This window comes from Paenibacillus lycopersici (assembly GCF_010119935.1).
Lineage (GTDB): Bacteria > Bacillota > Bacilli > Paenibacillales > Paenibacillaceae > Paenibacillus_Z > Paenibacillus_Z lycopersici.
Window position 1 is genome coordinate 3,916,336 of sequence record NZ_CP048209.1, and the last position, 24,823, is coordinate 3,941,158.

The following is a 24,823-nucleotide window of genomic DNA, read 5'->3' on the forward strand; positions in this document are numbered from 1 at the left end:
TGTTAAACCTGTAAAGACATCATCGCTGAGGAGAGATTCGATTGGCACAGCTTTATTATAAATACGGCACGATGAACAGCGGCAAATCGTTCGAAATTATCAAGGTCGCCCATAATTACGAGGAACAAGGCAAGCGGGTGCTCATCTATTCGCCGGCCTTCAGCGGCAGAGGCGCGTCGCAGCTGGTCGGGTCGCGCGTCGGCTTCGAGCGCGAAGCGATTCCGGTCGAAGACGGCACCGATCTGTACGCGAGCGTCAAATCCCGCCTGACCTCGTCGGGACCCAAACAAATCTACTGCGTGCTCGTCGACGAAGCGCAGTTTCTGAAGAAGCATCATATTCTGGCGCTGACGCGGGTCGTCGACGAATTGAACATTCCCGTCATGGCCTTCGGACTGAAGAACGATTTTCAGAACCGGCTCTTCGAGGGCAGCTACAATCTGCTCGTGCACGCGGACAAGATCGAAGAAATCAAGACGATCTGCTGGTACTGCGACCGCAAGGCGACGATGGTCATCCGGTTCCAGGGGGGCAAGCCTGTAAACACCGGCGACCAGATTCAAATCGGGGGCAACGAGGACTACAAACCGGTCTGCAGACGCTGCTACAATCAAGCTTTCCAGGTCGTGGATACATCGCTCGAACCGACGGGCCGTCCGGATCGGGACACGCAGCCGGAATCGTAAACAAATCTTTGAAAATGTTCATCCAGATTTCTTTTGACTTCCGCTCCGCGGCGACTTAAAGTGGAAGGAAATAGAAATTTAGGAGGCTGTTATGTCCGCTCAACGCGTCAATTCCCCCGTTCTTCCGTTCACGTCCATGCGTCAGCTCGCAGGTCCGCTTATCGCCATAATCGTGGGGATCTTCATGGTCATCCTGGACAGCACGGCCGTCAACGTCGCCGTTCCCAAGCTGGTCGACGATTTCCACAGCAAGCTGGAGACGGTGCAGTGGACGATCACCGGCTACGCGCTGGCGCAAGCGGCCGTCATTCCCCTCGCCGGCTGGATGACGGACCGTTTCGGCTCCAAGCAGATTTTCATCATCTCGCTCATCTTGTTCACGCTCGGCTCCATCCTGTGCGCGACGTCGCAATCCGTCGACCAGCTCATCCTGTACCGCGTGCTCCAAGGCCTCGGCGGCGGGATGGTCAGCCCGATCGCCTTCGCCATGACCTATAAACTCAGCCCGCCGGATAAGGCGGGCTCGATCATGGGCTTGATGGGGATGCCGATCCTGCTCGCGCCCGCCCTTGGCCCGATTATCGCCGGCTATCTGGTCGATTACGTCAGATGGGAATGGATCTTCCTGATCAACATCCCCGTCGGCATCGTCGGCGTCATCCTGTGCGCATGGCTGCTGCCGAACCTGCCGAAGAAAGCGTCGACCTCCTTCGATACGCTCGGCGTCATCCTCGGACCGCTGGCGTTCGCCGGCCTGTCGTACGGCTTGAGCGAAGGCTCTACCAGCTGGACATCCGACAAAACGATCATCGGCTTGATCGTCGGCTTCGTGGCGCTTATCGGCTTCGTCGCCGTCGAGCTGCTGCGCAAAGGAGAGCCGCTGCTCGAGCTGCGCGTCTTCCGCTCCTCCCTGTTCACCCGCGGCATTCTCGTGCAATGGGTGCTGCAGTTCGTCATGTTCGGCATCATCTTCTCCGTGCCGTTCTTCATGCAGAAGCTGATGGGCATGTCCGCCTTCGATGCAGGCATGTGGACGCTGCCGCAAGCCATCGCGGCCGGCGTGTTCATGCCGATCGGCGGCAGGCTGTACGACCGGATCGGCGCGCGCCCGCTCGTGCTGGTCGGCCTGACGATCGTCGGCGTCGGCGCCTACCTGATCTCGCGCATCGATCCGTCGGACAGCGCCGTCCAGTTCCTGATTCCGCGCGCGATGCTCGGCATGGGCATGGGCTTGTCGTTCCTCGCGCTTAATACGCATCTGATCCAATCGGCGCCGAGCAACCTCGTCAGCCGCGTCACGTCGCTTACGAGCGCCGCGCAGCAGGTCGTCACGTCCTTCTCGGTCGCCGGCCTGACGACGATCATCGCCAACCGCACCGCCCATTACGTGAGCGGCGGAGACAAGCCGATTCCCGATGCGATGTCGCATGCGTTCCACGATGCGTATCTCGTGCTCGTCTGTCTCGCCGTGTTCGGTCTGCTCTGCGCCGCGACGCTCCGCCGTCCGAAGACCGAAGGCGCGCAAACGCCGACGGCCCACGCGGTGGACATGGGCTGATAACCGGCGCCTATCTGCGCATGACCGCGCCTAACGGCAAGAAGCGTTTCGGACTTCCATCCGAAACGCTTCTTGCCCGCGTCTTGGCGCAATTGACGGGGCAGGCAATCGCAATATCGGTTGACCGCCGTCCCGCGCGACGACACAGTACGATGACCGCCCGTCGGGGTTCTTGGCGCACGCGAGCTCAGATCGGCAGCTCGCTTCCCTCCGGATTCACGTAGCCGTGACGCATCAGCTTCAGCGGACGGACGCGCTCCAGAAGCTTGAGCAGCTTATCCGCCGTCTCGACCGGATCGCCCGGCGCCTGCTCGCCGCCCATGTCCGTCCTGATCCAGCCGGGATGAACGGACAGCACCTGGAAGCCTTGCGGCTCGAGTTCTTTGCGCAGCTTCTCCGACAGGTAGGTCAGCGCCGATTTCGACAGCCCGTACGGGTAGTCGCCGCCGTACACGGTGGCGTAAGCGCCGGCTTCGGAAGAGATGTTCAGGATGGTCGGCATGCTCGCTTTGCGGAGCAGCGGCAGCATCGCCTGAATCATTTTGATCGGACCGAACAGATTCGTCTCGAACGATTCCGCAACGTCGTCGAAATTCAGCGATTCAATGGTATCGTCGCGTCCGAGCAGGATCGCGGCGTTGTTCACGAGCGCATCGACAGTCGCTCCCCGCTGCTGCAATTCGTCCGCCAGGCCGCGAACGGACTCCTTGCTCGTGACGTCGAGCTCGAACAGCTCGATGCGCTCGCGCAGCTCCGCATCCAGCCGCGCGAAACGCGTCTCGGCCGCGGAGCGGTCGCGTACGCCCGCGGCAATCGTATGACCGCGCTTGGCGGCTGCAACGGTCAGCTCATACCCCAGACCTCGGCTTGCGCCGGTAATGACAATTCTCATCAGTTCCTTACCCCTCTCCGAAAGTAGTCCCTCTCTATTATAACGCTTTCATTTCGCAAGAAGCCAATTGGATGGAATTGGAGGAAGACCGGCTGCCGTTCTGCCGCAGAAATACGGTCGATTCGAATAAAGAATTCGTGAAGACGTATAAAGCGCAGCCTTTCATGGGTACGCTAGTTTTTGTTGCCTTGCGCATCCAAAACATTCCATGAGGAGGTGTACACCATGAACAATCCGCAAAACCAAGTGTCCAAATCCGAAGTACAATCCTCGGAGCTGAACAAATTGCCTGTGCCGGGCCAAGAAGACACCGAATTCTCCGCCGAAGAAGCGGCTGAAGCGTTCGAGCACAACAACGCTTCGAACTTTGCTGCGCAAAACGAAGACGAAGAATAACCGATATTCGGACGAATCGCCGTTTAACGCGCGGCGTCCGGCTCGTTCCGCTGCCATGCCGCCGCCGGCTCAGCCGGAGGCGGCATTCGGCGCGGCGCCGCAGGCAGCCGTGATGAATCGTCTCGCCAACTCGCGCCGCAAGGCGGCTAACGGCATATACAAGAAGCCTTCCGCTGCCGGAAGGCTTCTTGTTTGTTTGCATAGCGTGTCATTAGTCCATATTCAACCCGCGTCATTAGTCCGAGTTCATCGTCTCGGCCATCGCTTGCAATTTCAGTACCGTGTTCCAATTGCGCGTCGTCGCGCCGTCGCCCAGCTTGGCGAAATTAGCGGCCAGCTTGGAGTCCCGCACGCTCAGACCGTAATGGCAGTACACGGCGGATCCGTCGGCATGATAACGGTCGAGCGGCGAGATCCCGCCCTTCAGCTTATCCAGCTGCTTGTCCGTCAACGGCGCATCGAGCACCGTCAAGTGAACGCTTTTGCCTTCCGATCGCGCTTCCTCCGTATACGGGTTGCGAGCTATGATCTCGTTCAGCTCGGCTTCCGTGCGAATCAACACATTGGCGACGATCCCCGACATCCTCGTAATCGCGGCTTCGATGACTTGCCGCACCTGATCCGCGCCGCTAGCCGAACGCAGGACGATATTGCCGCTTTGGATATACGTCTGAACTCCCTCAAGACCGGCCGACGTCAGCTCCCGCTTCAAATCCGCCATGGTCAGCTTGTTCTTCCCGCCTACGTTGATGCCTCGAATAAGCGCAATATACGTCGTCACCGCAGCCACCCTTTTCGTCCCTGGAATAACTTTACTATACCGTGCCGTTCGCCGGAAGACAACGGACGCCAGATCGAGCCTTACGCGCGATGCCGCGATCGTTCATGCCGAGCCGGCAGCCGCTTGACCAGCTCCGGAATCGCGACGCCGAGCAGCACGAGCACGACGCCTCCCCATTGCAATGCGCTGACTTGCTCGTGCAGGACGACCGCCGACAGCATCACGGCAACCGGCAGCTCCGAAGCGCCGAGAATCGTGGCCATCCCTTCGCCGATATGCGGCACGCCGGAAGCGAACAGCACCGGAGGGATAAAGGCGCCGAACATGCCGAGCAGCAGGCCGAACAACAGCAGATGACCCCAAATCAGTCCATTCCATAGAAACGCCGGCGGGAACAGGATGAAGACGACGATCATACCGCCCGTAATCATCCAGGCGCTGCGAAATGCCGGGTCGGCGGAAGGAACCGCCTTGCCGCTGAACAATACGAACAACGAATAGCTGACGGCCGCAAGCAGGCCAAACGCGATACCGAGCGCATCGACATGGCCCGAGCTTTGATCCAGCACGCCGGCGGCGAGCAGCGTTCCGACGAACAACACGGCCAGCGTCGCCAGCATGACGTTGCTCGGCCGTTGGCGCAGCCTGATGGCATGAATCAGCACGCCCATCCACGTGAATTGGAATAACAGAATAATGGCCAGCGAATTCGGAACATAGCGCAGCGATTGGTAATACAGCAGCCCGGTCAATGCCGTCGGCACCCCCGCTGACATCAGCACCAGCCGCTGCTTCCACGTCAATCCGGCCCGTTTCCCGGCATTGCCGGCATCCGAGCCGGCCCTGTCTGCCGCTTCATGAACGCCCCGCGCCTTTCGCTTCGCTTTGCTCTGTTTATACATGGCGAGCAGCCAAGAGAGCACGAAGCCGACCAGCAGCTGCGAGCCCACGACTTCGCCCAATCGATAGCCTTCGCCGTAAGCCTTCACGACGATGGTCGATAAGATGCCGTAACTGACGGCGCCCAGGAAGACGGCCGCCGCGTATTTCAATTCGAATTTCATCCCGTATGTCACCTCTCCGTTGTCTCTCTGCATTTAACGTTCCATTGCCCCATTCGAACGATCCCGCTTACCGCAAGGCATAAAAAAACTTCCTAACCACAAATATGAAATCATCCGAAGATCATTCCATATTCGTAGTTAGGAAGTTACGGCTTCCTGTAGAAACCCCCGCCCTGATGCGGAGCTATACGAATGTCGGCGAGGCTGCTGCGAAGCTCGCCTCACGAAATCTTACATGAACGACGCGTTCCTGTCAACGGGTTTGCGACTGGAATTCGACTGGATTGCGACTGGAATTCGATAGCTCCGCTCACGCTAATTTGCCGAAATCGCTTCGCATGATCTTCTGGACATGCCCTGCCCATAGTCTGTTGGCCGGACAGTACTTGCGCCCGATTTTCTCGACCGTCGTCAATCCCCGCTCGACATAGTTGTCGTTGATCAGCTGGCCGAATTTCCGAATGCTGTCCCCTTTGCTCTTGAAGCTGAACGCCTTCTTATGCGCGTTGCCGGTTACCGCGTTCAGACCGAACAGATTGTTCTTCGTCCGGGACAGCGTGCTCTTGCCGTTCCCGCTCTCGAGCTTCATCACCGCGATCGTGAAGAACGCGTTAATGCCGTATTCCTCCTCGACGCCGAGAATGACATCCTCGAGACCGTATCCTTGCAGCTTCGTTCCTTCGAGCAATGCCGCAATATGGGCTTTCGTAAGCCCCGAAGAGGACTTGATTTTCGAAGTCGGCTTGAACGGGTCCCCGCCTCGATCCGATACGGCGGCCGAGATAGCGGCCGTTTTGGCCACGGCGCCGGCCTTGGACGCCGACACCGACGTTGCGGCCGAAGCGATTTTGACGACGCCTTTCTTCTGCGCGGCATCCGTTGAAGGAGCCGCGGCCTTATCCGCTTCCGGCCAAGGCACGACGTAGCGGCCATGCACGTAACCGCCGCCTTCGAGCGCCAGCCATCCATTATCGGTCGCTTGCCGCACATGAATGGCAGTGCCCTGCTTCAACGAGCGGATAATGTCCGAGTCGGCATTCGGCATGGCGCGGACATTGAGGTAATACGCGGTTACTTGATAGACCGGATTCGTGCCGGGGACGGATTGCGCGGCAGGCGATGCGCCGGCTTGATCGGATACGGAAGCCGGGCCGGTTACGCCGGCTTGAACGGACGAGGGAACTTGGGCGGTTACGGGAACCTGGGCCGATGCGGGAACCTGAACGGATGGGGGAACAGGAACCGAATCGCTATGTATGGAAGGAACTGAAGGCGCAGCCGGGGCAGTGATGGACGAGGATTCGGGGATGGCCGTGACGGGCTGGAACGACGATTTCGGCATGGTCGGGAGCGTCGGCCCCGTCAGCAGAGCAGGCGCGAGCGACTGCTTCTTGATCTGCCATTGCGGAAAGCTCTTATCGGCTGAAGACTTATTCCACTCATGGATCGAAACGTTGGAAGCGAAGAGCAAGGACGCCAGAAGCGCCGCGCTAATCATATAGACCGCTGCATTCCATTGGATAATCCGAGACATGAATACACCTCTTCCTTGGATTTTAAGGGCCTTTCCGATATAGGTTAGATTGTAAAGGCTGTCTTTTGAAAAGCATGTCAAAGCTTCTGTAAGAATCGTATGAAGTTTTGTCGACGGACATGCCGCTTCTGACGAAATAAAAAGAAGCCCGATCGCTCGGGCCCCTTAAATGAGAAAATTCCAATCTGTTTTTAAAACTGCCGTCAATTTGTCAAACCCGCGTCGGGAAAGCGTTTCCGCCCGCTGAAACCGTCGTCGTACCCATGATAATGGGATGCGCGCTCCTCGCCTTGCTTCCAGCAAATTAGAATTTCCTCACCATTGAGCATCGAGGGGAAATCGATCAGTCCCGGATTGATCATTTTGAGCAAGACGCCCTTGCGTTCGAAATTGCCGACGGCCAGCTCCACTTCCATCCGCATGAACTCCAGCTGGCTTTCCAGCTCGAAGAATGGATCGTCGCTTCCGCCGCCCGCAGGCCGCGATCCGCTCCGGCGATTGTCCTTCAATTGTTGAAGCATTTCGAACTTCATCTCGAATTGCTGCACGAGCAGCTGGAGCTTGATTAATTCTTCCTGCAGCCGAGGCAGCAGCAAATTCGCTTCTTCTAATGTAAACAATACCGGCTTCATTGCGTTCATCCACTCCTCCACGACCAGTGTACTAAATCCCGGCGCAAAATGCCATTTAGCCCGCCCCCCCGCAGCGCGGGATCAACGCCGCCTTCCTCCGTGCAGCAAAAAAGCCGAAGCATCCCGCTACGGGGCTGCTTCGGCCGTCGATCCTTCGTGAAAAACGGCCAGGGATGACCGTTTCGGCATGTATGTCCTAGACCTTGGCTGGGATCGGCGCATAGCCGGCCGCTTGGTAAATCATTTCCGACAGCTTCACGACTTTGAGCGCGAATTCGCCCGGCACAAGCACTTCGTGGCGGCCCAGGATCGCGTCGATGAAGCTCTTGTCCTGGTTCGTCGTCGCCTGCGGCAATTCCGGGGTCACATGCTCCTGGCCTTGGCGGCGCAGCGTGATCTTGCCGTTGTCGAAGAAGATGCCGCCGGTCTCGCCGCAGAAGACGAACGTTTCATGCCAGCACGGGGAATTGCCCACGAGATTCAAGCCCGCGATGGCGCCTTCCGCGAAGCGGATCGACGTGAACGTATCGATCTCGACCGGCGTGCCGTTCGTTTGAAGCTGCGGCTTCACTTCGACCGGCGTAAGGCCTGTCGTCCACAGCAGCACGTCGATGATGTGGCTGCCGGAATCCATCAGGAAGCCGCCGCCGGACAGCGAAGGATCCTGACGCCACGAGCCGACCGTGCCGACTTGCCATTCCTGGTACAGCGACGCCGTAACCGACGTCAGCTTGCCGATGACGCCGCTTGCGATCGCATCGCGAATATACAGGAACTCCGGCTGGAAATGGCGCTGGTAAGACACTTGCATGATTTTGCCCGATTGTTCCGCGATCTGGATCAGCTGCTCCGCTTCCTCGGAGGAACATGTCATCGGCTTCTCGATCAAGACGTGCAGGCCTTTGCGGAGCGCGTCGCCCGCCTGCTGAAAATGCAGCGTGTGCGGCGAACAAATGACAACGGCGTCAACCGCGCCGGAATCCAGCAGTTCATGATAGTCCGAGTACGTCTGCACGCCGGACAGTCCGTGGTTCTCGATAAATCTGCTTAAGCTCGCGGCGCTTGTATCCGCCAAAGCCGTAATCGTCGCCTCCGGCAGTTCCTGAAGTTGGCGTGCATGCCAGCCGGCAATGCCCCCCGTACCGATAAATCCTATGCGAATTGCGTTCAACTGCTTCGCCTCCTGATGGATAATAACTCTTGCCTTCCTAAAGTAGCATACAATGCAAGCGCAACCAATCCAATATCACGCCAAAATCGCATGTTTGCCGACTGGATTCGGAGGCAATGATAAACAGGAAGCGCGATTGCTTTAATGCTGCATACAGGAGGGTTTACGAACATGAACAAGGCAACATTGCTTAAAGGAGCGGCGGCTTCCGCGCTGCTCTTCGGACTTGCGGCCGCAAATCCGCTGCAAGCGCTGGCCAGCGACCATCACGACAAGCAGGCGCCGCAAGTGACGGTGAAGATCATCGATGCGAAAGGCGAAGCGATCGGCTCCGCCGTGCTCACCCAGAAGGAGAACGCGGTGCTCGTGCGCGTGGAAGCGTCCAAGCTTGCGCCAGGCGAGCACGGGCTGCACTTCCATGAGACGGGCAAATGCGAAGCGCCAGGCTTCACGACCGCCGGCAGCCATTTCAATCCTGCGGCCAGGCTGCACGGCTTCAACAATCCGAAAGGGTTCCACAACGGCGATCTGCCGAATTTGAAAGCCGATGCCGGCGGCAACGCCAAAGCCGAGTTCGAAACGAAGGTCGTCACGCTCGCGAAGGGCCAGCCGAATTCGCTTCTTAAGGAAGGCGGAACCGCGCTTGTCATTCACGACAAGATGGACGATTACGTGACCGATCCATCCGGCAACTCCGGCGACCGGATCGCCTGCGGGGTCATTCAATAAGAGAATCGCATCCATATCCGAAAGCCGCGGCATGGTATCAAGTGCCACGGCTTCTTCCGTTTACAATTCGGTCAAAATCCTTTACATTGATAGAGTTAAATCGAGAGACGAATGAGAGAGAGAGAGAGAGAGAGAGAGAGAGACACAGCGAGTCTGAGCGAAACCACTACTGCCATGAAGGAGCTTGCCCGCAAAATGAACCGTACCGCGACAATGGAATTATCCCCTTTGGTCAACATGCTTGATCTGAAGCCGCACCCGGAAGGCGGCTGGTATAAAGAATTGTGGAAGGCGTCGTTCGAAATTCCGCAGGACGTGCTCGGCGGCGCGTACTCCGGTCCGCGTTTCTCGGCGACGTCGATTTATTTCGTGCTTCATCCGCATGAGTGCTCCGAATGGCATACCGTCCTGTCCGACGAGCTATGGCTTTGGCATTCGGGCAGCCCGCTGCTGCTGTCGCTCGGCGGAACCGGAGCGGATCCGGGCGTCACGGAAGAAATCGTCATCGGTCCCGATATCGCCGCCGGACAGCGCCCGCAAGCGCTCGTGCCCGCGAACGTCTGGCAGAAGGCCAAGCCGCTCGGCGACGAGCCCGTGCTCGTCTCCTGCGTCGTGGCGCCGGGGTTTCATTACGACGATTTCAAATTGATCGCGAAATAAGGCGGCCGCGGCCGCGTATCTGGGTGACGGCCCAATTAAAAGCCGATCAGGATATTCCTGGTTGGCTTTTTCTCATTGTCAATCCCTGCTTCATGAGTCTTTTCTCATTATTTTCTAACAAACCTGCTTCAGCGCTTGATAAATAAGGGTTTCCTTTTACATAGGTAAATTTAACTAGATTTAGGCGTGTTATAGTAGTTTCAGAGACCAAGTCCATGGCAACTAACAACCAACGATCAGGAGGACTTCGAAATGAACAGCACGACAACGAAGAGAACGGGCAAAGGTATCGCCAAGAAGCTGGCAGCCCTTACATTAGGAATGACGATCGCTTTCACGGGCGCGGCGATGACGATCGCGCCGCAGACGACGCATGCCGCGACTTCATCTTCGACGCTCGCGAAGAAGATAACGGCCACCGGCGAGAAATATATGGGCGTTCCTTATAAATTCGGCGCGAAAGCCGGCATCACCAGCGCATTCGACTGCTCGTCCTTTATCCAATACATTTTCAAGAAGAACGGGATCAGTCTGCCGCGCTCGTCCAAGCAGCAATCCAAGGTCGGCGTGAAAGTATCCAAGAGCAACCTGAAGGCCGGCGATCTGGTCTTCTCGGATACGAACGGCGACGGCGTCATTAACCACGTCAGCCTGTACATCGGCAACGGCAAGCTGCTGCACACGTACCGCGTCGGCATCGGCGTGACGATCTCTACCTTTAAAGGAAGCACCTGGGACCGCAAATTCGTGACGGCGCGCCGCGTACTATAGCCATTCGGTTCGAAGCGTTCTGTAACCGTTCGGTTCAACGCCCAAACCGGCTGTTTCCAGTCGCGCCTGCTGTCCATCATCGCAATACCGCGCGCAGAGGCCGATCGCTTCTGCGCGTTTTTCGCCTGGATAGGCACGCGTATACGCCCGATTCGACGGTATCCCATACACTGGTGGGAGAGCATGATTCGCTTCAGGGAGGGACACGCGATGATATTGGATATCGGCTGCGGCTTGTTGAAGAGACCGGATCATTACGGCATCGACCGCTCCCCCCTGCCGGGCGTCAACATGGTCGGCGATCTGAATGCTTCATGCAACGGCAAGAAGCCGCGCTTCCCGATCGGAAACGCGGCTTCTTGCCGTTGGCTGCTCATGCGATTTTGGATTAGCGCAGTATTGGATCGACGCAATATGGGATAGACAAGCTTATCGATTAAGCGCGGTAGACGTATGGATCCTTCGGCTTGTCGATATCGTTCCAAGCTTTCACTTCCAGCACGGGCAGCGTCTGCTTGAACGGCTGATAGAATTCCGAACTGAGCTTGCCGGTCACGTGCACCCACTGATCATTCTGGAACGCCTGCCCTTCCGGGAAGCGGACGAGCATGCCGAACACGCCGGAATCCGCGACGCAGTGGATAAAGCCGAAGCGGAAGACGAAGTATGCGTTGCCCTCGACCTGCTGGCCTTTATAGATAAACCCGTCGAAACCGATCTCGCGGCCGATGAACGCGTCGGGATAATTGTACAGCGCCTCGAGCCCCTTCAAGAAATTGGCATCGGAGAGCTCCAAATCTTTCGCGCCCGTGAATTCGTTCAATTCCTTCTTCGATACCTTGGCATACCCTTGCTTGCCGTAGAACACGCTCGTGTCCGGCTTCAGGAACTGGTGAAACCCGGGATTGTCGGCCGAGACGTTGAAATCCGGAAACGAGAATCCCTTGGCCTTCACGAAGCTGGAATCAAGCGTCTGCACAGGCAGGAAGAATCCCGTCAGCAGCGGAAAGATAAGAATGCCGTAGCCTAGATACCGTTTCCAGCGGATCGGCTGCTCATGCGAGTGACCGTGATGATCGTGATGATGATCGTGGCCGTGATCGTGATTATGGCCGTGACCGTCGTGATCGTGTTCGCCGTGAACGTGGTTGTGACCGTGTTCGCGATGGTCGTGATGATCATGATGGTCATGGTGACCGTGTTCGCGGCTATGTCGAGCATGATCATGGTAATCTTCATGAACATAGCCGCCATGGCTTGCTTCGGCATAACCATGCTCATGCTGCCCGTGATGGTGGTGCCCGTGCGCCGCATGATCCCCAATCGCTTGCGCATCATGCCGATGCCCCTCGCTTGCATCTTCGCCGCCTTCGGATGCCTGAAGCGCGGCGAGCAGCGCGCTGCCTTCGGCTTCCGCAGACTGCCGTTCCGCCTCCAGCTTCGCCTTTCGCTTGCCCGCGTCCTTCTCCTTGGCGTACAACCGGATAAACTCGAACGCGAACAAGACGACGAGCAGCGCGATGGCGCTCCGGGACAAGTACGCATACTTCATATTGATGTACTTGTTCAAGTTGCCGTTCATGTTCATCATCAGGAACAGGCACGCGAATCCCGCCAACAAATAGAGTCGTATCATCCCAGCAGCCTCCCAACCAGCAGCGATACGCCGAGCGTGCAGACGACGATGAGCCCGATCAAGACGAGCACGAATCTGCCGCGGAACACGCCGAGCAGCATCAAGGTATTCTTGATATCGATCATCGGTCCGAACACGAGGAACGCCGACAGCGCGCCGACGGAGAACGTGCTGCGGAACGACGATGCGATGAACGCATCCGCTTCCGAGCAGAGCGACATGACGAATGCCAGGCAGATCATGACGAGCGAGGCTGCGACGGGATTGCCGCCGAGCTTCATGAGCGACGACGTCGGAATGAACGTCTGCATGGATGCCGCAATGAATGCGCCGAGCACCAGATATTTGCCAACGGAGAAAAACTCGTCGATCGCGTGCAGCATCACATCGTACAAGCGCCGGTACATCGGCATGCTGACACGCGGAATCGTCGGCTGTTCCGAAGCCGCAGCCGTTTCCAGCGCGGCAGTGCCCAGCTCCGCATCCTCCCGCAGCCGCATCGGCAGCTTCGGATACAGGTACGACAGGATAATCGCCGTCGCGTAGGCGACGACCACGGCCGCTCCCCCGCGCACGAGCACCATGCGCCAGTCGTTGCCGAACGCGATATACGTCGCGAACAGCACGACGGGATTGATGATCGGGCCCGTCAGCATGAACGCGATGCCAGCGTGCAGAGGCACGCCTTTGCGCAGCAGCCTCCGCGTGATCGGCACGATGCCGCATTCGCAGGCGGGAAACAGCAGCCCGACGCCGCAGCCGAGCAAGGACGCCGCGAACCGGTTGCGCGGCATGACACGGGCGATCCAGCGTTCCGACAGAAACGTCTGAATGAGCCCGGAGACGATCACGCCGAGCAGGATGAACGGAATGGCTTCCATGATCATGCTGAGAAAAATCGTATTCAGTTGTAGAAATGTAACCACGGCTTACCTCCCTGGGCGAAACGGCCGGCGAAGTCCTTCCGGCGACGCGGCTCGTTTCGTGCATGCGTATATAATCTACGTCCCCTATCTATCTGTTCCCTCATTATCTATCATTCTTCCGCCGAAATCCAATGACGGTTCTGCGTCGGCGCCGCCGCGTCCGACCGTTTACCCCAAAAGGCTGATTTCGCCAAAATAGCGGAACCTCTGTCCTCAACCCCTAAGGTCGACGATCCTCCCGGCACATACGGCGTCAAACGTTCCAGGGCAGCCCGAAGAGGCTGTCCCGCAAGCGATCGCATGCCATGGGAACAGCCCGTTTATTAAGCGAAAGGACCTCAACTTCCACTGCGAAGCGGAGGAAGAGGTCCTTTTCCCGGAGACATTCGTTTCTCAGCGGAACGCCTGCGTATCCGGTAGATGAACGGGATAAATCCAACGCAGCGCGGACGTTCCGTCGGCTGCATGCAAAAGAACCGCTGCAGCAGCGGTTCTCCTGAACTAATTGGCGGCAAGCAGACGCTCCCCGGCTTCGTTGTAGTACTTGCTCATCGCGACAAGCATATTGCCCATTCGCTCTTCCTCCGGATACAAGACGCGCGAGACGCCCTCTTCCCGCATCGCTTCCGCGGTCACTTTGCCGATCGCGACAGGGAGAACGCGGGCTGCGAATGCATCGCGAACCGCTTCTGCCACGCCCAGCCTCTCCGCGCATCCCATTACAAAACGAACCTGGACCGTGCTCGTCAAAGCGACGGCATCTATCCTTCCGTGGATGATCTCCTGCAGCAGCTGCTCGATGACCTCATCGACGGGCGGTATATGCCGATAGGGCAGCAGTTCCTCGCATACGGCCCCTCGCCGCGCCAGCTCTGCAGTTAGCTTCGGCGCCGGATCTCCGTACAGCTGAAGCGCAACGCGGCTTCCCCGCAGATCGTAACCGTCGTCGAGCGCTCGCAGCAGTCCGGCCGTCGTACCGTCATCATCGCGCGCTTCGTGTACAAGGCCAAGCTTGCGAAGCGCATTGACCGTCTTGTATCCGCGTGCCGCAAGCTTCATCCGGCCAAGCGCAGCGAGGAACGGCTCAGCTAAGCCGAGGTTTTCCGCTGCCTGGATGAGCGCATCCGTCCCGGCTCCCGTCGTGAGAACGAGCCAATCAGCCGGTCGATCAATTAGCGACCGCAGCTGCGGCTCGATCTGCGAATCGTCGATAAACACGGTGCCTTGCGCAGGACGGATGACGGCCGTGCCGCCGAAATTGCCGATCATGCGGCTTAGCACATCGGATTGGCGGGTACCGGTTACCGCTATGATTTTGTTATCCAACCTCGCCATACTCGCGCGCCCCCTCTACGATACTTTCGTCTTGCTTAACGCCATCCGCAGAATCACGTTCTCATGCTCGTCGATGAAGACCGGAAACCGCTGCACGCAGCCGTCATCCGGCGCCTGCACCAGCCCGTCATTCAGGTCGATCTTCCAGTCGTGAAGCGGACAATAGACGTGACTGCCGCACACCATGCCTTCCGACAACTTGCCGCCCTTGTGCGGACATCGATTCTCGATCGCGGTCACGGTGCCGTCGGATTGCTTGAACAAGGCAAGCTCGAGCTCGCCTATACGAACGATCCGGCCTCTGCGCTCACTAAATTGGGACACATGCCCGATGACGTACTCATTCATGCTTGGCCGCCCCCTTCGTTATGCGCTGCACCCGACTCATTGCTGGCAGCCGCTTCTATCGATAACGGCGCAGTAAGCGCCTCGAACGCATTGCGGAGATCGTCGTTCTCCACGATTTGCTTCCACGGGTCCCGCGTCTGGCCAAGCGCGACATGGATTCGTTCGTTCAGCGCGTCACGGTCCTCTTGATTCGCAAGCGCCTTCTTGATCGTCTCAAGCCCTACGCGAATCGACCATTCACTCGTCCGTTCGCCGAAGTTCGCCGTCTCCCGGTAATACTGCAAGTAAGCGCCGGTCCATTCCAGCACCTCATCCTCCGTTTTCACTTTCGTGAGCAAATCCGCCGCCCGCACGCGCATCCCGCCGTTGCCGGCAACATAGAGCTCCCAGCCGCCATCGATCGCGACAACGCCGAGATCCTTGATCGTCGCTTCCGCGCAGTTGCGGGGACAGCCGGAGACAGCGAGCTTTACCTTATGCGGCGTGTTCAACCGTTCGAATTTCTTCTCCATGTCGATGCCCATCTTGATCGCATCCTGCGTGCCGAAGCGGCAAAATGTATTGCCGACGCATGTTTTGACCGTCCGCAGCGCTTTGCCGTACGCATAACCTGACGGCATGTCGAGATCCTTCCACATGTTCGGGAGGTCTTCCTTCTTCACGCCGAGCAGGTCGATCCGCTGACCGCCGGTGATCTTCACAAGAGGCACATGATACTTCTCTGCGACCGCTGCGATCTTCTTCAAGTCCTCCGGCGTTGTCACGCCGCCATAAATCCGGGGAACGACCGAGAATGTTCCGTCCTTCTGGATATTGGCGTGGTTGCGCTCGTTCACGAACCGGGATTCCGGCTCATCCTCATGCTCCTTCGGATAGAGCATGCCAATGTAATAATTAAGCGCAGGGCGGCACTTGGAGCACCCCTCCGGATTGCTCCATTCAAGGACATGCATCACTTCTTTCGTTGTCCTGAGCCTCATCCGGCGAATGGCCTCGACAACATCGTCCCGCGTGAGCGGGGTACATCCGCAAATCCCTTCCTTCACCGGCGCGACCTGCTCCGAGCCGATCGTCGCCGCCAGTAACGCCTCCACGACCGGCTTGCACGCGCCGCAGCTGCCCGATGCTTTGGTGCAGGCTTTGATTTCGCCGATGCTGACGCAGCCTCGTTCCGTAATAGCGGCGACAATGGTCTCTTTCGCCACGCCGTTACAGCCGCAGACGATCTCGTCGCCGTTCATCGCGGCCGCGAGGTCGATCGGGCTGGCGCTTCGCCCGCCGCCGCCAGGGGAACCTGCCCCGCCGAACAAAATTTCTTTCTCGCGGCCCGAATAATCCTCGCCGCTCCGAATCGCCGAATACACTTTGGAGCTCTCGGACGTGTCTCCGAACAGCACCGCGCCGACCACTTTGCCGTGCTCGAACACGATTTTCTTATAGACGCCTTCAAGGTCGTCCTGCACGCGAAGCGCCTTCGTCCCCGGACCGTCCGCATAGCGTCCCGCCGAAAATACATGTACGCCGGAAACCTTCAATTTCGTGGAAACCACGGACCCCTTGTAGCCGTCGACCGCGATGCCCGCAAGCTTCTTCGCGAGGACAGCGCCTTGCTCATACAGAGGGGCGACAAGTCCATAGGTCGTTTCTCTATGCTCCGCGCACTCGCCGACGGCATAGATATTCGCTGCGCTCGTCTGCATATAATCGTCTACGACGATGCCGCGATTCACTTCGATGCCGCTTACCCGCGCAAGCCGAACGTTCGGCCGAATGCCGACCGCCATCACGATCAGATCGGCCGCTTCCTCCGTGCCGTCCTGAAAACGAAGTCCGCTCACCCTGGCATCGCCGAGAATGGCATTCGACTGCTTTTGCAGCAAGAATCGCATCCCTTGCCGTTCCAGCTCATCTTGCAGCATGCGCGAGGCTGCCCAATCGAGCTGGCGTTCCATAATGTGACCGTGTTTGTGAACGACGCTGACTTCCATATTCAGATGAATCAAGCCGCTCGCCGCTTCCAGACCAAGCAGCCCTCCGCCGATAACGATCGCTTTGCGGTAGCGCTTCGCCGTTTCGATCATCGTCTCGCAATCTTTAATATCGCGGAACGCGATGACACCTTCTTTATCCGCCCCGGGCAGCGAAAGCATATACGGAAGCGAGCCTGTCGCCAGCACCAGCTCATCATACGGAATGACGGCGCCTTTATCCGTGACGATCTGCTTCGCCGCCGAATCGATTGCCGTTACGCTCTCGCCCGCATGAAGCGTGATGCGATTGTCGCGGTACCAATCCCAATCGTTCAATATAATATCCTGCATGCTCGAATCGCCGGCGAGTACGGACGAGAGCATAATCCGGTTGTAGTTCGGATACGGCTCGGCGCCGATAATCGTAATGTCGTACCGATTCGGGTTCAGCTTCAGCAACTGCTCTACGAACGACACGCCGGCCATCCCGTTGCCGACCATCACCAATCGTTGTTTCATCGCTTTCCACTCCTCGTATACAAACATAAAAGCCTACCCCGCTGTCATGATGAAGAGCAGGATAGGCTCCATTGCCTTAGGAAGCGGCACGCCATTGTGCCATTCCATTCGTATTCTTGGGTTTAGTATAGCTGCCAGAGAACGATATGTCAATAAAGTTAACACATGAAATCTATAAAAGGACAAACCGATTCGATTCACAAGATATCACCCATTTACTCATCGACTAAACCTGCATTTGATGTTATATTAGATTACATAATTCCACTGTACATCTAAATGTCTGGCATGAATGCCATCTTCGCGAGGTGATTGTTATTCCGACAACCATTCTTCTTATCGAACCGGGAACGCGCGCCATCCCGTCTCCCCATCCTCTTCAGCAAAGCTGCCATAAGCTGTACCGAGCAGCAGCAACCAGCGAAATCCAGCGTCATATTCACACGGCGGATGCCGTCGTCCTGCACGTCCCGCATGCCGATCTGGTCGATTGGCAGACAGCGATCATAGGCATGAGACGGCTGCCCGTCTACTGGCTATGTTCGGAGGAGGCCGCGCATCAGCAGGCGGACTGGGGCTATGCGCCGGACGGCGTCATATTTCCTTCTATGACGGTGCATGAAATGAAGCTCGCCCTGCAATGGGGCCTTCGCATCTTTCAGCAGCGCAAGCATTGGTTGGAAGAGCGCGAGCAGCTGCTTATGCGACTCGAGGAACGGAAGTGGATTGACCAAGCGAAGGCCGTCCTATGTGAGGTCAAGGGCATATCCGAAGCCGAAGCGTATGATTTTCTGCGCAAGCAGGCGATGAATGAACGGAAACGGATCGGCGATATTGCCGCTTCGATCGTTAAGGTGTATCAGTTGATCCATGGCTAGCAAAATATTATGTTAGCTATATTGACATCAAGATTTTAGCGTGCATATAATGCAACTAAGCTCACAAAGATGTGAGTCTTGATCATGAAATAGTCGGCATGCACAAAGGCGTGCTGCCAGTGGCGATGAGGCCGTATTGCAGGTATGACGACTGCAGTGCGGCCTTTTTATGTTCTTAATCTTACGATTTGGAGAGGAGCTTGACTGTTTATGACGCTGAATCGAGAGAGCTTTTTGAAGAGCGGGCATACCCCTACGCTTGCAAGCGCATTTCTGTACTTTGACACGAGCTTCATGATTTGGGTGCTGCTCGGACCGCTGTCCGTCATTATTATGAACGATTACCAGATGGACGCTGCGCAAAAGGCGAACCTGGTCGCGCTCCCGGTACTCGGAGGTTCTATTCTACGGCTTGGGCTCGGCTACATGACGGATGTCATCGGGCCGAAACGCACCGGACAAATCGGGATGCTGCTAACGGTCATCCCCCTCGTCTGGGGCTGGAAGCTCGCCGATTCGCTTAGCGAGCTGTACATCGTCGCGCTGCTGCTCGGCATTGCCGGCGCTTCGTTCGCCGCGGCGCTGCCGCTCGCGAGCCGCTGGTATCCGCCGCACTATCAAGGCCTTGCGATGGGCATCGCCGGCGCCGGGAACAGCGGAACCGTGTTCGCCACGCTATTCGCCAATCGGATTGCGGAGCATTTCGGATCCTGGCACGTCGTCTTCGGTCTCGCGCTGATCCCGATCGCGGCGGCGTTCGTCGCGTTCACCCTCTTCGCCAAGGACAGCCCGAATCAGCCGGCGCCGCGCAAGCTCTCCGACTACGGCGCGGTGCTGAAGCAACGCGATACGTGGATGTTCTGCCTTTTATACGGCGTCACCTTCGGCGGATTCGTCGGCATGTCGGGCTATCTTACGATTTTCTTCAATACGCAGTATGGATTGAGCCCCGTGCACGCGGCTGATTTTACGACCGTCTGCGTGATCGCCGGCAGCTTCTTCCGCCCGGTCGGGGGCTGGCTGGCGGATAAGTTCGGCGGCATCCGCATGCTGTTCGCGCTTTATGGCGCGGCTGCGCTGATGATGGCCTGCATCGCTTCCCTTCCTCCGCTCTATCTCATTCTTCCGCTGCTGTTCATTGGAATGATGGCGCTCGGCATGGGTAACGGTTCCGTCTTCCAGCTTGTGCCGCAGCGCTTTAAGAACGAGCTCGGCATCGTCACCGGCATCGTCGGCGCTGCCGGCGGCTTAGGCGGTTACTTCCTGCCGAACGTGCTGGGCAGCTTGAAGCTGTCGACCGGCTCGTACACGCCGGGCTTTCTGATTCTGAGCGGGGGCGCGCTGGTATGCATCGGGCTCATCGCGGCTGCGCAAGGGACATGGAAGCGGACATGGTTCTCCGTGGGGCGCAAAGCTGCTCATGCAGATGCCGGAGGATCGACAATTGCGTCATAGATAGCTCGCCGTAAGCATAAAGGGGGAATTACGATGGCGCTGCCGCCGCTCGCTGCCGCTGCCTCTTCGCAGGCAGATCGGCTATACTCGCACTGCTGCTATTGCAGCATGCAGTGCGGGATGGATCTCATCCGCGCCGATAATGAGATCGGTTGGGAAATAAAGCCGAGCCAGCTCTTCCCGGTCGCAACCGGCCGGTTATGCCAGAAAGGACTGAATGCGCTCGGTCATGTCGTCCACCCGGACCGTCTGCTTTCGCCGATGCGGCGCGTTGCTCCCGATGAGCATGCGCGCGCTTCGTGGCAATCGGCGAGCTGGGATCATGCACTGGATGATATCGCGGCCCGCATGAAGGCGATTCAGCAGCAATACGGGAACGATGCGGTATCCGTGTTCGGCGGCGGGTCGCTAACGAACGAGGTTTGTTATTTGCTCGGCAAATTCGCCCGCGCCGCGCTGCGCACCAAGCATATCGATTACAACGGGCGGTACTGCATGTCTTCGGCAGCCGCTGCACAGCTGCGCGCTTTTGGCGCGGATCGGGGCTTGAACGCAGCGCTCGACGAGATTCCGAAGGCGAAGTACGTCATTCTGGCAGGCACCAACATTGCCGAATGCCAGCCGACGATGGTCCCTTACTTGCTCGAAGCGAAGAAGCAAGGCGCCATCATCGTGACCATCGATCCTCGCCGAACGATGACCTCCAAGATCGCGGATATCCATATTAACTTGCAGCCCGGCTTCGACTCCGTCTTCGCGAGCGGGCTGATGCATGTCATCCTTGAGGAAGGCTTGCATGACTCGCGGTATGTCGAGGCGCATACGAGCGGATTCGCAGATGTCCGCGAGGCGGTGCGCGCCTTCTCGCCGGATAACGTCTCGCATTATACCGGCATACCGAAGGAAGTTATTCGCACCGTGGCTCGCGGCTTTGCTCAGGCTGAGACCGGCTTGATCTTCACGGCGCGCGGTCTGGAGCAGCAAGTGAACGGGGTTGAACATACGCTCAGCTATATCAACCTCTGCCTTGTCACCGGCAAGATCGGCAGGCCCGGCTGCGGATTTGGTCCGATTACCGGCCAAGCGAACGGTCAAGGCGGCCGCGAGCATGGGCAGAAAGCCGATCAGCTGCCCGGTTACCGATTGATCGAAGATCCGGCCGCGCGGCGTCATGTCGCATCCGTGTGGGGCATCGACCCGGACGAACTGCCCGGCAAAGGCGTCTCGGCCTATGAGCTATATGGCAAAATACTTGACGGCGAGATCAAAGCGATGATCGTGCTCGGCTCCAATCCGCTCGTCTCCAGTCCGAATAGCGCTCGCGTAGCCGAAGCGCTGCAGAAGCTCGAATTGCTCGTCATCATCGATATGTTCGCAACGGAAACAGCCGACTATGCGCACTGGCTGCTGCCGTCCTCCTCTTTCCTCGAAGCCGAAGGAACGCTGACTAATCTGGAAGGCCGCGTCTTCCATCGTCCGAAAGCGTTCGAGACGCCGGGCGAGGCGCTTGAGGATTATAAAATCATTGGCATGCTGGCCGAGAAGCTCGGTAGAGGACGGTACGCCGCGTACGCTTCGCCAGAGGCCATCTTCGACGAGCTGCGCCTTGCTTCGGCCGGCGGAATCGCCGATTACGGCGGCATGTCTTATACGAGGCTGAAGGAGGAGAAGGGTCTGTTCTGGCCATGCCCGTCGCCAGACCATCCCGGTACGCCGCGCATGTTCGAGAACGGCGCATTCCTGCACGCTGACGGACGCGCCAAGCTGCATCCCATTACGCCGATGGAGCCCGCGGAGACGACGGACCGCGATTATCCGTTCATCTTGACAACGGGGCGGCTGGGCAACCATTACTTAAGCGGCGCGCAAACTAGAAGGACAGCGGCTTTACTGAAGAAAGCGGCTGTCCCGGTAGCCGAGATTCACCCGCATGCGGCCGAACGGATCCTGCTTCGTCCGGGGGACCGCCTGCGGCTGACTACGCGAAGAGGCTCGCTCGTCTTCGACGTGAAGGTGACGGCCGATATCCACCCCACAAGCGTGTTCGTCCCCTTCCATTGGGGCGGCGAGCATTCCATCAATCTGTTGACGAACGATGCGTTAAGTCCAATCAGCCGGATGCCGGAGTTCAAAGTATGCGCGGTCCGGCTGGAGCGCGTCGGTCAAGAAGCATAAGCTCGGAAGAAATGAGCCCGCTCTGCCGAAACTGTGCGGCTGCTTCCGCCTATGGCAGCGGATCCATAATGGCCGCGTCGAATGGTGCGTATTGGTACACCCTATAGGGAGTGTACGATACGTACCATTCTTTTTGTACGTCTGCATCGTACATCAGACGTCTCAAGCGAATGAAGCCCTGACCCCTTGCTCCATAAAACATGCGGCTTTGGCCGCCAGAGAAAGCATGGGCGGCGACAAATTCAATGATTTTACCGCATGATTAGCCAAGAGCCCCACCCTTCTGTTAGAATGGAATGCAGCATCTGGAGAGCGGAGGATATGGAATTGGACTACATCGTACTCGATATTGAATTCAACGGAAGAAAATTCGCCAGCGACCTGCCGATGGAGGTCATTGAAATCGGCGCGGTCCGGCTGGATGCGGAGCTTCGGCAGACCGGCCGGTTTACGGCGCTGGTCAAACCGGTTTATTTTGCCAAGCTGAACGATTTCATTCAGAAGAAAACGGGCATTCCCCAGGAGGGCATCGATGCCGCGGACGGGTTCCCGAAGGTCATCGGCGACTTCTTGAGCTGGCTTGGCCCAAGCGAGCAATTCCTGATCATTACGTGGGGCGGAGAGGACATGAAGCGCATCGTGTTCGACACGCGGATGCACGGTCTTGACGACGCGTATTGGCTCGGCGTCCATTACTACGATCTGCTGAAAGGCTACATCCGGTATAAAGGCGTCACCAACGATGTCAGCGTAGAGAACGCGCTGGCGGATCTCGGCATTACGGCCGAGGACAATCAGGCGCACCGGGCGCTCGATGACGCGCGCATGACCGCGGATATCTTCCGCGCCGTGTTCGACAAGCTCGATTTCGGCCGGATCCAGCAATACGTCGACGTGTACTCCAACGCCAAGGAACGCAAGCTCGTGAAGAACGCCATCCGCATCATCGCCGCCCAGAAAGTGAAGCCGACGTGGCCGCTTATCGTGGAGCATGTGCTGACCGGCAAAATCGCCACCGACGACGAACGCAAAATGGCCGAGCTCGAAGCATACTTCGACGCCGAGATGGCCAAGTCGCCGAGCAAACCGCGCCCAGCGGCGCCGGCGCCCGAACACGCGACCGATCCGTCGAGTTAACGACATCGAATGCACGACATCGAATGCACGACATCGAATGAATGGCTTCGAATGAACGACGCTTGGATATGCAGCCCTTTGCAGCTGTCGTGAACCGCTAGGTTTTTCGGCAGCAACGCAACTAAACCCGCCTACGACTCCAACGGCGGGTTTAGTTTGCGTTACGCTATTTATGCTGATTTGTAAGCATCCGTCCCGCACAGGATCATCTGACTCGATGAATCAGGAACGCATTCTCCACCCGTTCAAAGCCGATGCGCGGATAATACTCCATCGCGCCCGGCGCCGAAAGCAGCAGCAGCGTCACTTCTTCGCCCAGCTGTTCCCGCAGCCGATTCACAAGCGCCGTCCCGATGCCGGACGATTGATATTCCTTGCAAACCGCCAGGTCCGACAAATAGCAGCAGTACGCGTAATCCGTAATGGCGCGGGCGATGCCGACTAATCGGTCCTCGTCCCAGGCGGTCACGGTAATATCGGCATGCTCGATCATGCGGCCAATGCGGTCAAGGTCGTCGACGGGACGCCTCATCCCCGCGCTTCGGAACACATCCGCGACGTCGGCGGCTTGAAGCGGACAATTGATTCGGTACAAGATAGCCATGATTTCACACCTCGTAGGATAAGTTGGTTTCACTTATCATAGCCGATGGCATGGCCTAACGGAAAGTACCAATTCCGAGGATTTCCAGTAGACCGCTCTAGTCCGCGTCAAGATTAGAAAGGCTAGAACAGGCTCGAAGCCGCGGATTCCAAATGGCTTGCCACGCGGTTCCAGATCGTGTCGGTGACGAGCCCGAGGTTCGAGCCGCGCTCCGGATGCACGAAAGGTTCCTCTTTGCGAAAATAGTGCTGATGGCCGCCGATGGTCTGAACCGGAATAATATGCTTCGGCGCAAATTTCATCCGGTTCCAGAACGGGACGCCCCATCGGTTTCGGCTGATGCCGCCCCAGCTGCCGAGACGCGTAATGTAATCCGCGCAAAACCCTTTGCCGTCCACCGAAACGATATAATGCACTTTATCGGCGTGCTCCTCGCGGATCGGCAGCTTAGGCGAGCCGATCTGCACGACGCGCCAATCCGGGACGATCCCTTCCTGGCCCAGCATGACCGCAGCCTGATAAGCCGCCACGCCGCCTCCGCTATGGCCGATGAGCAGGACGGGCCGGCCGGCGGACAGGTTCCGGATTTGTTCGACCGCCGCTTTCGCGCCCGACTGCACCGCTTTGCGCAGACGGTACAGATCCTTCCGCACCATGAGCAGCTGCGCGTATAAGTTGCGCGTATGATCGCCGTACGGATACAGGGCGCGAATGCGCGAAATCATGCCGGACTGCTCGAACCTGCGCTGTAAATCGTTCATGCATTCCAAGAAAATCGTTCTGGATGAACCGACGCCCGCAAGCAAATAAATATCCCATCCGAAAGTAACGTCTGTCTGTGGCTGCACGTTGAATCACCGCCCTGTCGTCTTGCCGAAGCGTATGCTTGGCGCCGTGCACCTAGTATGCGCATTGAATACGGTGCCATTCACGCTGCAAACGGTTACTCCATCGTATTCGCCGCCA

Annotated in this window: 24 protein-coding genes and 1 riboswitch; of the genes, 11 read left to right on the forward strand and 13 right to left on the reverse strand. The window is 57.9% G+C overall.

Going from position 1 to position 24,823, the window contains the following annotated elements:
* The first annotated feature begins 41 nt into the window (after nucleotides 1–41).
* Together GXP70_RS17195 and GXP70_RS17200 are read left to right on the forward strand one after the other, a co-directional pair.
* Nucleotides 42–686: a thymidine kinase gene (locus tag GXP70_RS17195; protein ID WP_162357966.1), complete on the forward strand. Its 645-nt coding sequence runs from the start codon at nucleotides 42–44 to the stop codon at nucleotides 684–686.
* Nucleotides 687–777: 91 nt separating this feature from the next.
* Nucleotides 778–2,244 carry a DHA2 family efflux MFS transporter permease subunit gene (locus tag GXP70_RS17200; protein ID WP_162357967.1) on the forward strand — a complete coding sequence of 489 codons (1,467 nt, stop codon included), beginning with the start codon at nucleotides 778–780 and terminating at the stop codon, nucleotides 2,242–2,244.
* A 187-nt stretch (nucleotides 2,245–2,431) separates the two neighbouring features.
* Here GXP70_RS17200 and GXP70_RS17205 read toward each other — a convergent pair whose 3' ends face one another.
* Nucleotides 2,432–3,136, reverse strand: coding sequence for an SDR family oxidoreductase (locus tag GXP70_RS17205; protein WP_162357968.1), 705 nt, complete (start codon nucleotides 3,134–3,136; stop codon nucleotides 2,432–2,434).
* A gap of 225 nt (nucleotides 3,137–3,361) precedes the next feature.
* On the opposite strand from GXP70_RS17205, the gene GXP70_RS29580 reads away from it, so the two are divergent.
* Nucleotides 3,362–3,532 (forward strand): hypothetical protein, encoded by a 171-nt coding sequence (locus GXP70_RS29580; protein ID WP_192043363.1) that lies wholly within the window; start codon nucleotides 3,362–3,364, stop codon nucleotides 3,530–3,532.
* 235 nt (nucleotides 3,533–3,767) lie between these two features.
* On the opposite strand, the gene GXP70_RS17210 is transcribed toward GXP70_RS29580, so the two are convergent.
* The 5 genes from GXP70_RS17210 to GXP70_RS17230 form a co-directional block, all read right to left on the reverse strand.
* Nucleotides 3,768–4,313: a DUF1697 domain-containing protein gene (locus tag GXP70_RS17210; protein ID WP_162357969.1), complete on the reverse strand. Its 546-nt coding sequence runs from the start codon at nucleotides 4,311–4,313 to the stop codon at nucleotides 3,768–3,770.
* Between the two features lie 80 nt (nucleotides 4,314–4,393).
* Nucleotides 4,394–5,377, reverse strand: coding sequence for an EamA family transporter (locus tag GXP70_RS17215; protein WP_162357970.1), 984 nt, complete (start codon nucleotides 5,375–5,377; stop codon nucleotides 4,394–4,396).
* A gap of 115 nt (nucleotides 5,378–5,492) precedes the next feature.
* Nucleotides 5,493–5,589, reverse strand: a riboswitch (purine riboswitch).
* A 98-nt stretch (nucleotides 5,590–5,687) separates the two neighbouring features.
* Nucleotides 5,688–6,911, reverse strand: a complete 1,224-nt coding sequence (locus GXP70_RS17220; RefSeq protein WP_162357971.1) for a glucosaminidase domain-containing protein — start codon at nucleotides 6,909–6,911, stop codon at nucleotides 5,688–5,690.
* A 203-nt stretch (nucleotides 6,912–7,114) separates the two neighbouring features.
* The gene (locus tag GXP70_RS17225) at nucleotides 7,115–7,552 is read right to left on the reverse strand and encodes a DUF2203 domain-containing protein (protein ID WP_225442454.1); all 438 of its coding nucleotides are present in this window, start codon (nucleotides 7,550–7,552) and stop codon (nucleotides 7,115–7,117) included.
* A 187-nt stretch (nucleotides 7,553–7,739) separates the two neighbouring features.
* Complete coding sequence (locus GXP70_RS17230; RefSeq protein WP_162357972.1) at nucleotides 7,740–8,714, reverse strand: Gfo/Idh/MocA family protein; 975 nt, start codon at nucleotides 8,712–8,714, stop codon at nucleotides 7,740–7,742.
* A 171-nt stretch (nucleotides 8,715–8,885) separates the two neighbouring features.
* Between GXP70_RS17230 and GXP70_RS17235 the strand changes: the two genes are divergently transcribed.
* From GXP70_RS17235 to GXP70_RS17250, 4 genes are all read left to right on the forward strand, one after another.
* Complete coding sequence (locus GXP70_RS17235) at nucleotides 8,886–9,443, forward strand: superoxide dismutase family protein (protein WP_162357973.1); 558 nt, start codon at nucleotides 8,886–8,888, stop codon at nucleotides 9,441–9,443.
* Nucleotides 9,444–9,638: 195 nt separating this feature from the next.
* Nucleotides 9,639–10,103, forward strand: coding sequence for a cupin domain-containing protein (locus GXP70_RS17240; protein WP_162357974.1), 465 nt, complete (start codon nucleotides 9,639–9,641; stop codon nucleotides 10,101–10,103).
* Between the two features lie 252 nt (nucleotides 10,104–10,355).
* Nucleotides 10,356–10,874: a C40 family peptidase gene (locus GXP70_RS17245; protein WP_162357975.1), complete on the forward strand. Its 519-nt coding sequence runs from the start codon at nucleotides 10,356–10,358 to the stop codon at nucleotides 10,872–10,874.
* Between the two features lie 210 nt (nucleotides 10,875–11,084).
* Entirely contained in the window at nucleotides 11,085–11,297 is a 213-nt protein-coding gene (locus GXP70_RS17250) for a hypothetical protein (RefSeq protein ID WP_162357976.1), read from the forward strand.
* 13 nt (nucleotides 11,298–11,310) lie between these two features.
* Here the strand turns inward: GXP70_RS17250 and GXP70_RS17255 are convergent, their stop codons facing one another.
* From GXP70_RS17255 to nirB, 5 genes are all read right to left on the reverse strand, one after another.
* Nucleotides 11,311–12,510 (reverse strand): TIGR03943 family putative permease subunit, encoded by a 1,200-nt coding sequence (locus GXP70_RS17255; RefSeq protein WP_162357977.1) that lies wholly within the window; start codon nucleotides 12,508–12,510, stop codon nucleotides 11,311–11,313.
* On the reverse strand, nucleotides 12,507–13,397 hold the full coding sequence (locus GXP70_RS17260) for a permease (RefSeq protein WP_263864139.1): 891 nt from the start codon (nucleotides 13,395–13,397) through the stop codon (nucleotides 12,507–12,509). The genes GXP70_RS17255 and GXP70_RS17260 overlap by 4 nt, the downstream gene beginning before the upstream one ends.
* A 540-nt stretch (nucleotides 13,398–13,937) precedes the next feature.
* Nucleotides 13,938–14,771: a uroporphyrinogen-III synthase gene (locus GXP70_RS17265; protein WP_162357979.1), complete on the reverse strand. Its 834-nt coding sequence runs from the start codon at nucleotides 14,769–14,771 to the stop codon at nucleotides 13,938–13,940.
* Between the two features lie 15 nt (nucleotides 14,772–14,786).
* Nucleotides 14,787–15,119, reverse strand: coding sequence for a nitrite reductase small subunit NirD (nirD, locus tag GXP70_RS17270; RefSeq protein ID WP_162357980.1), 333 nt, complete (start codon nucleotides 15,117–15,119; stop codon nucleotides 14,787–14,789).
* Nucleotides 15,116–17,608 (reverse strand): nitrite reductase large subunit NirB, encoded by a 2,493-nt coding sequence (gene nirB / locus GXP70_RS17275; protein WP_162357981.1) that lies wholly within the window; start codon nucleotides 17,606–17,608, stop codon nucleotides 15,116–15,118. Before nirB ends, nirD begins: the two co-directional genes overlap by 4 nt.
* Before the next feature lie 308 nt (nucleotides 17,609–17,916).
* Here nirB and GXP70_RS17280 point away from each other — a divergent pair, with 308 nt between their 5' ends.
* The 4 genes from GXP70_RS17280 to GXP70_RS17295 all read left to right on the forward strand — a co-directional run bounded on the left by GXP70_RS17280 (nucleotide 17,917) and on the right by GXP70_RS17295 (nucleotide 23,253).
* Complete coding sequence (locus tag GXP70_RS17280) at nucleotides 17,917–18,486, forward strand: ANTAR domain-containing response regulator (RefSeq protein WP_225442455.1); 570 nt, start codon at nucleotides 17,917–17,919, stop codon at nucleotides 18,484–18,486.
* A 210-nt stretch (nucleotides 18,487–18,696) separates the two neighbouring features.
* A complete protein-coding gene (locus GXP70_RS17285) occupies nucleotides 18,697–19,941 on the forward strand; it encodes a nitrate/nitrite transporter (RefSeq protein ID WP_404822260.1) in 1,245 nt (414 codons plus the stop codon).
* Between the two features lie 33 nt (nucleotides 19,942–19,974).
* The gene (locus GXP70_RS17290; RefSeq protein WP_162357982.1) at nucleotides 19,975–22,116 is read left to right on the forward strand and encodes a molybdopterin oxidoreductase family protein; all 2,142 of its coding nucleotides are present in this window, start codon (nucleotides 19,975–19,977) and stop codon (nucleotides 22,114–22,116) included.
* A gap of 321 nt (nucleotides 22,117–22,437) precedes the next feature.
* Nucleotides 22,438–23,253, forward strand: a complete 816-nt coding sequence (locus GXP70_RS17295) for a 3'-5' exonuclease (protein WP_225442456.1) — start codon at nucleotides 22,438–22,440, stop codon at nucleotides 23,251–23,253.
* A 205-nt stretch (nucleotides 23,254–23,458) separates the two neighbouring features.
* Here the strand turns inward: GXP70_RS17295 and GXP70_RS17300 are convergent, their stop codons facing one another.
* Together GXP70_RS17300 and GXP70_RS17305 are read right to left on the reverse strand one after the other, a co-directional pair.
* On the reverse strand, nucleotides 23,459–23,857 hold the full coding sequence (locus GXP70_RS17300) for a GNAT family N-acetyltransferase (RefSeq protein WP_162357983.1): 399 nt from the start codon (nucleotides 23,855–23,857) through the stop codon (nucleotides 23,459–23,461).
* Between the two features lie 122 nt (nucleotides 23,858–23,979).
* Nucleotides 23,980–24,705: an alpha/beta hydrolase family protein gene (locus GXP70_RS17305; protein ID WP_162357984.1), complete on the reverse strand. Its 726-nt coding sequence runs from the start codon at nucleotides 24,703–24,705 to the stop codon at nucleotides 23,980–23,982.
* Nucleotides 24,706–24,823 lie beyond the last annotated feature (118 nt).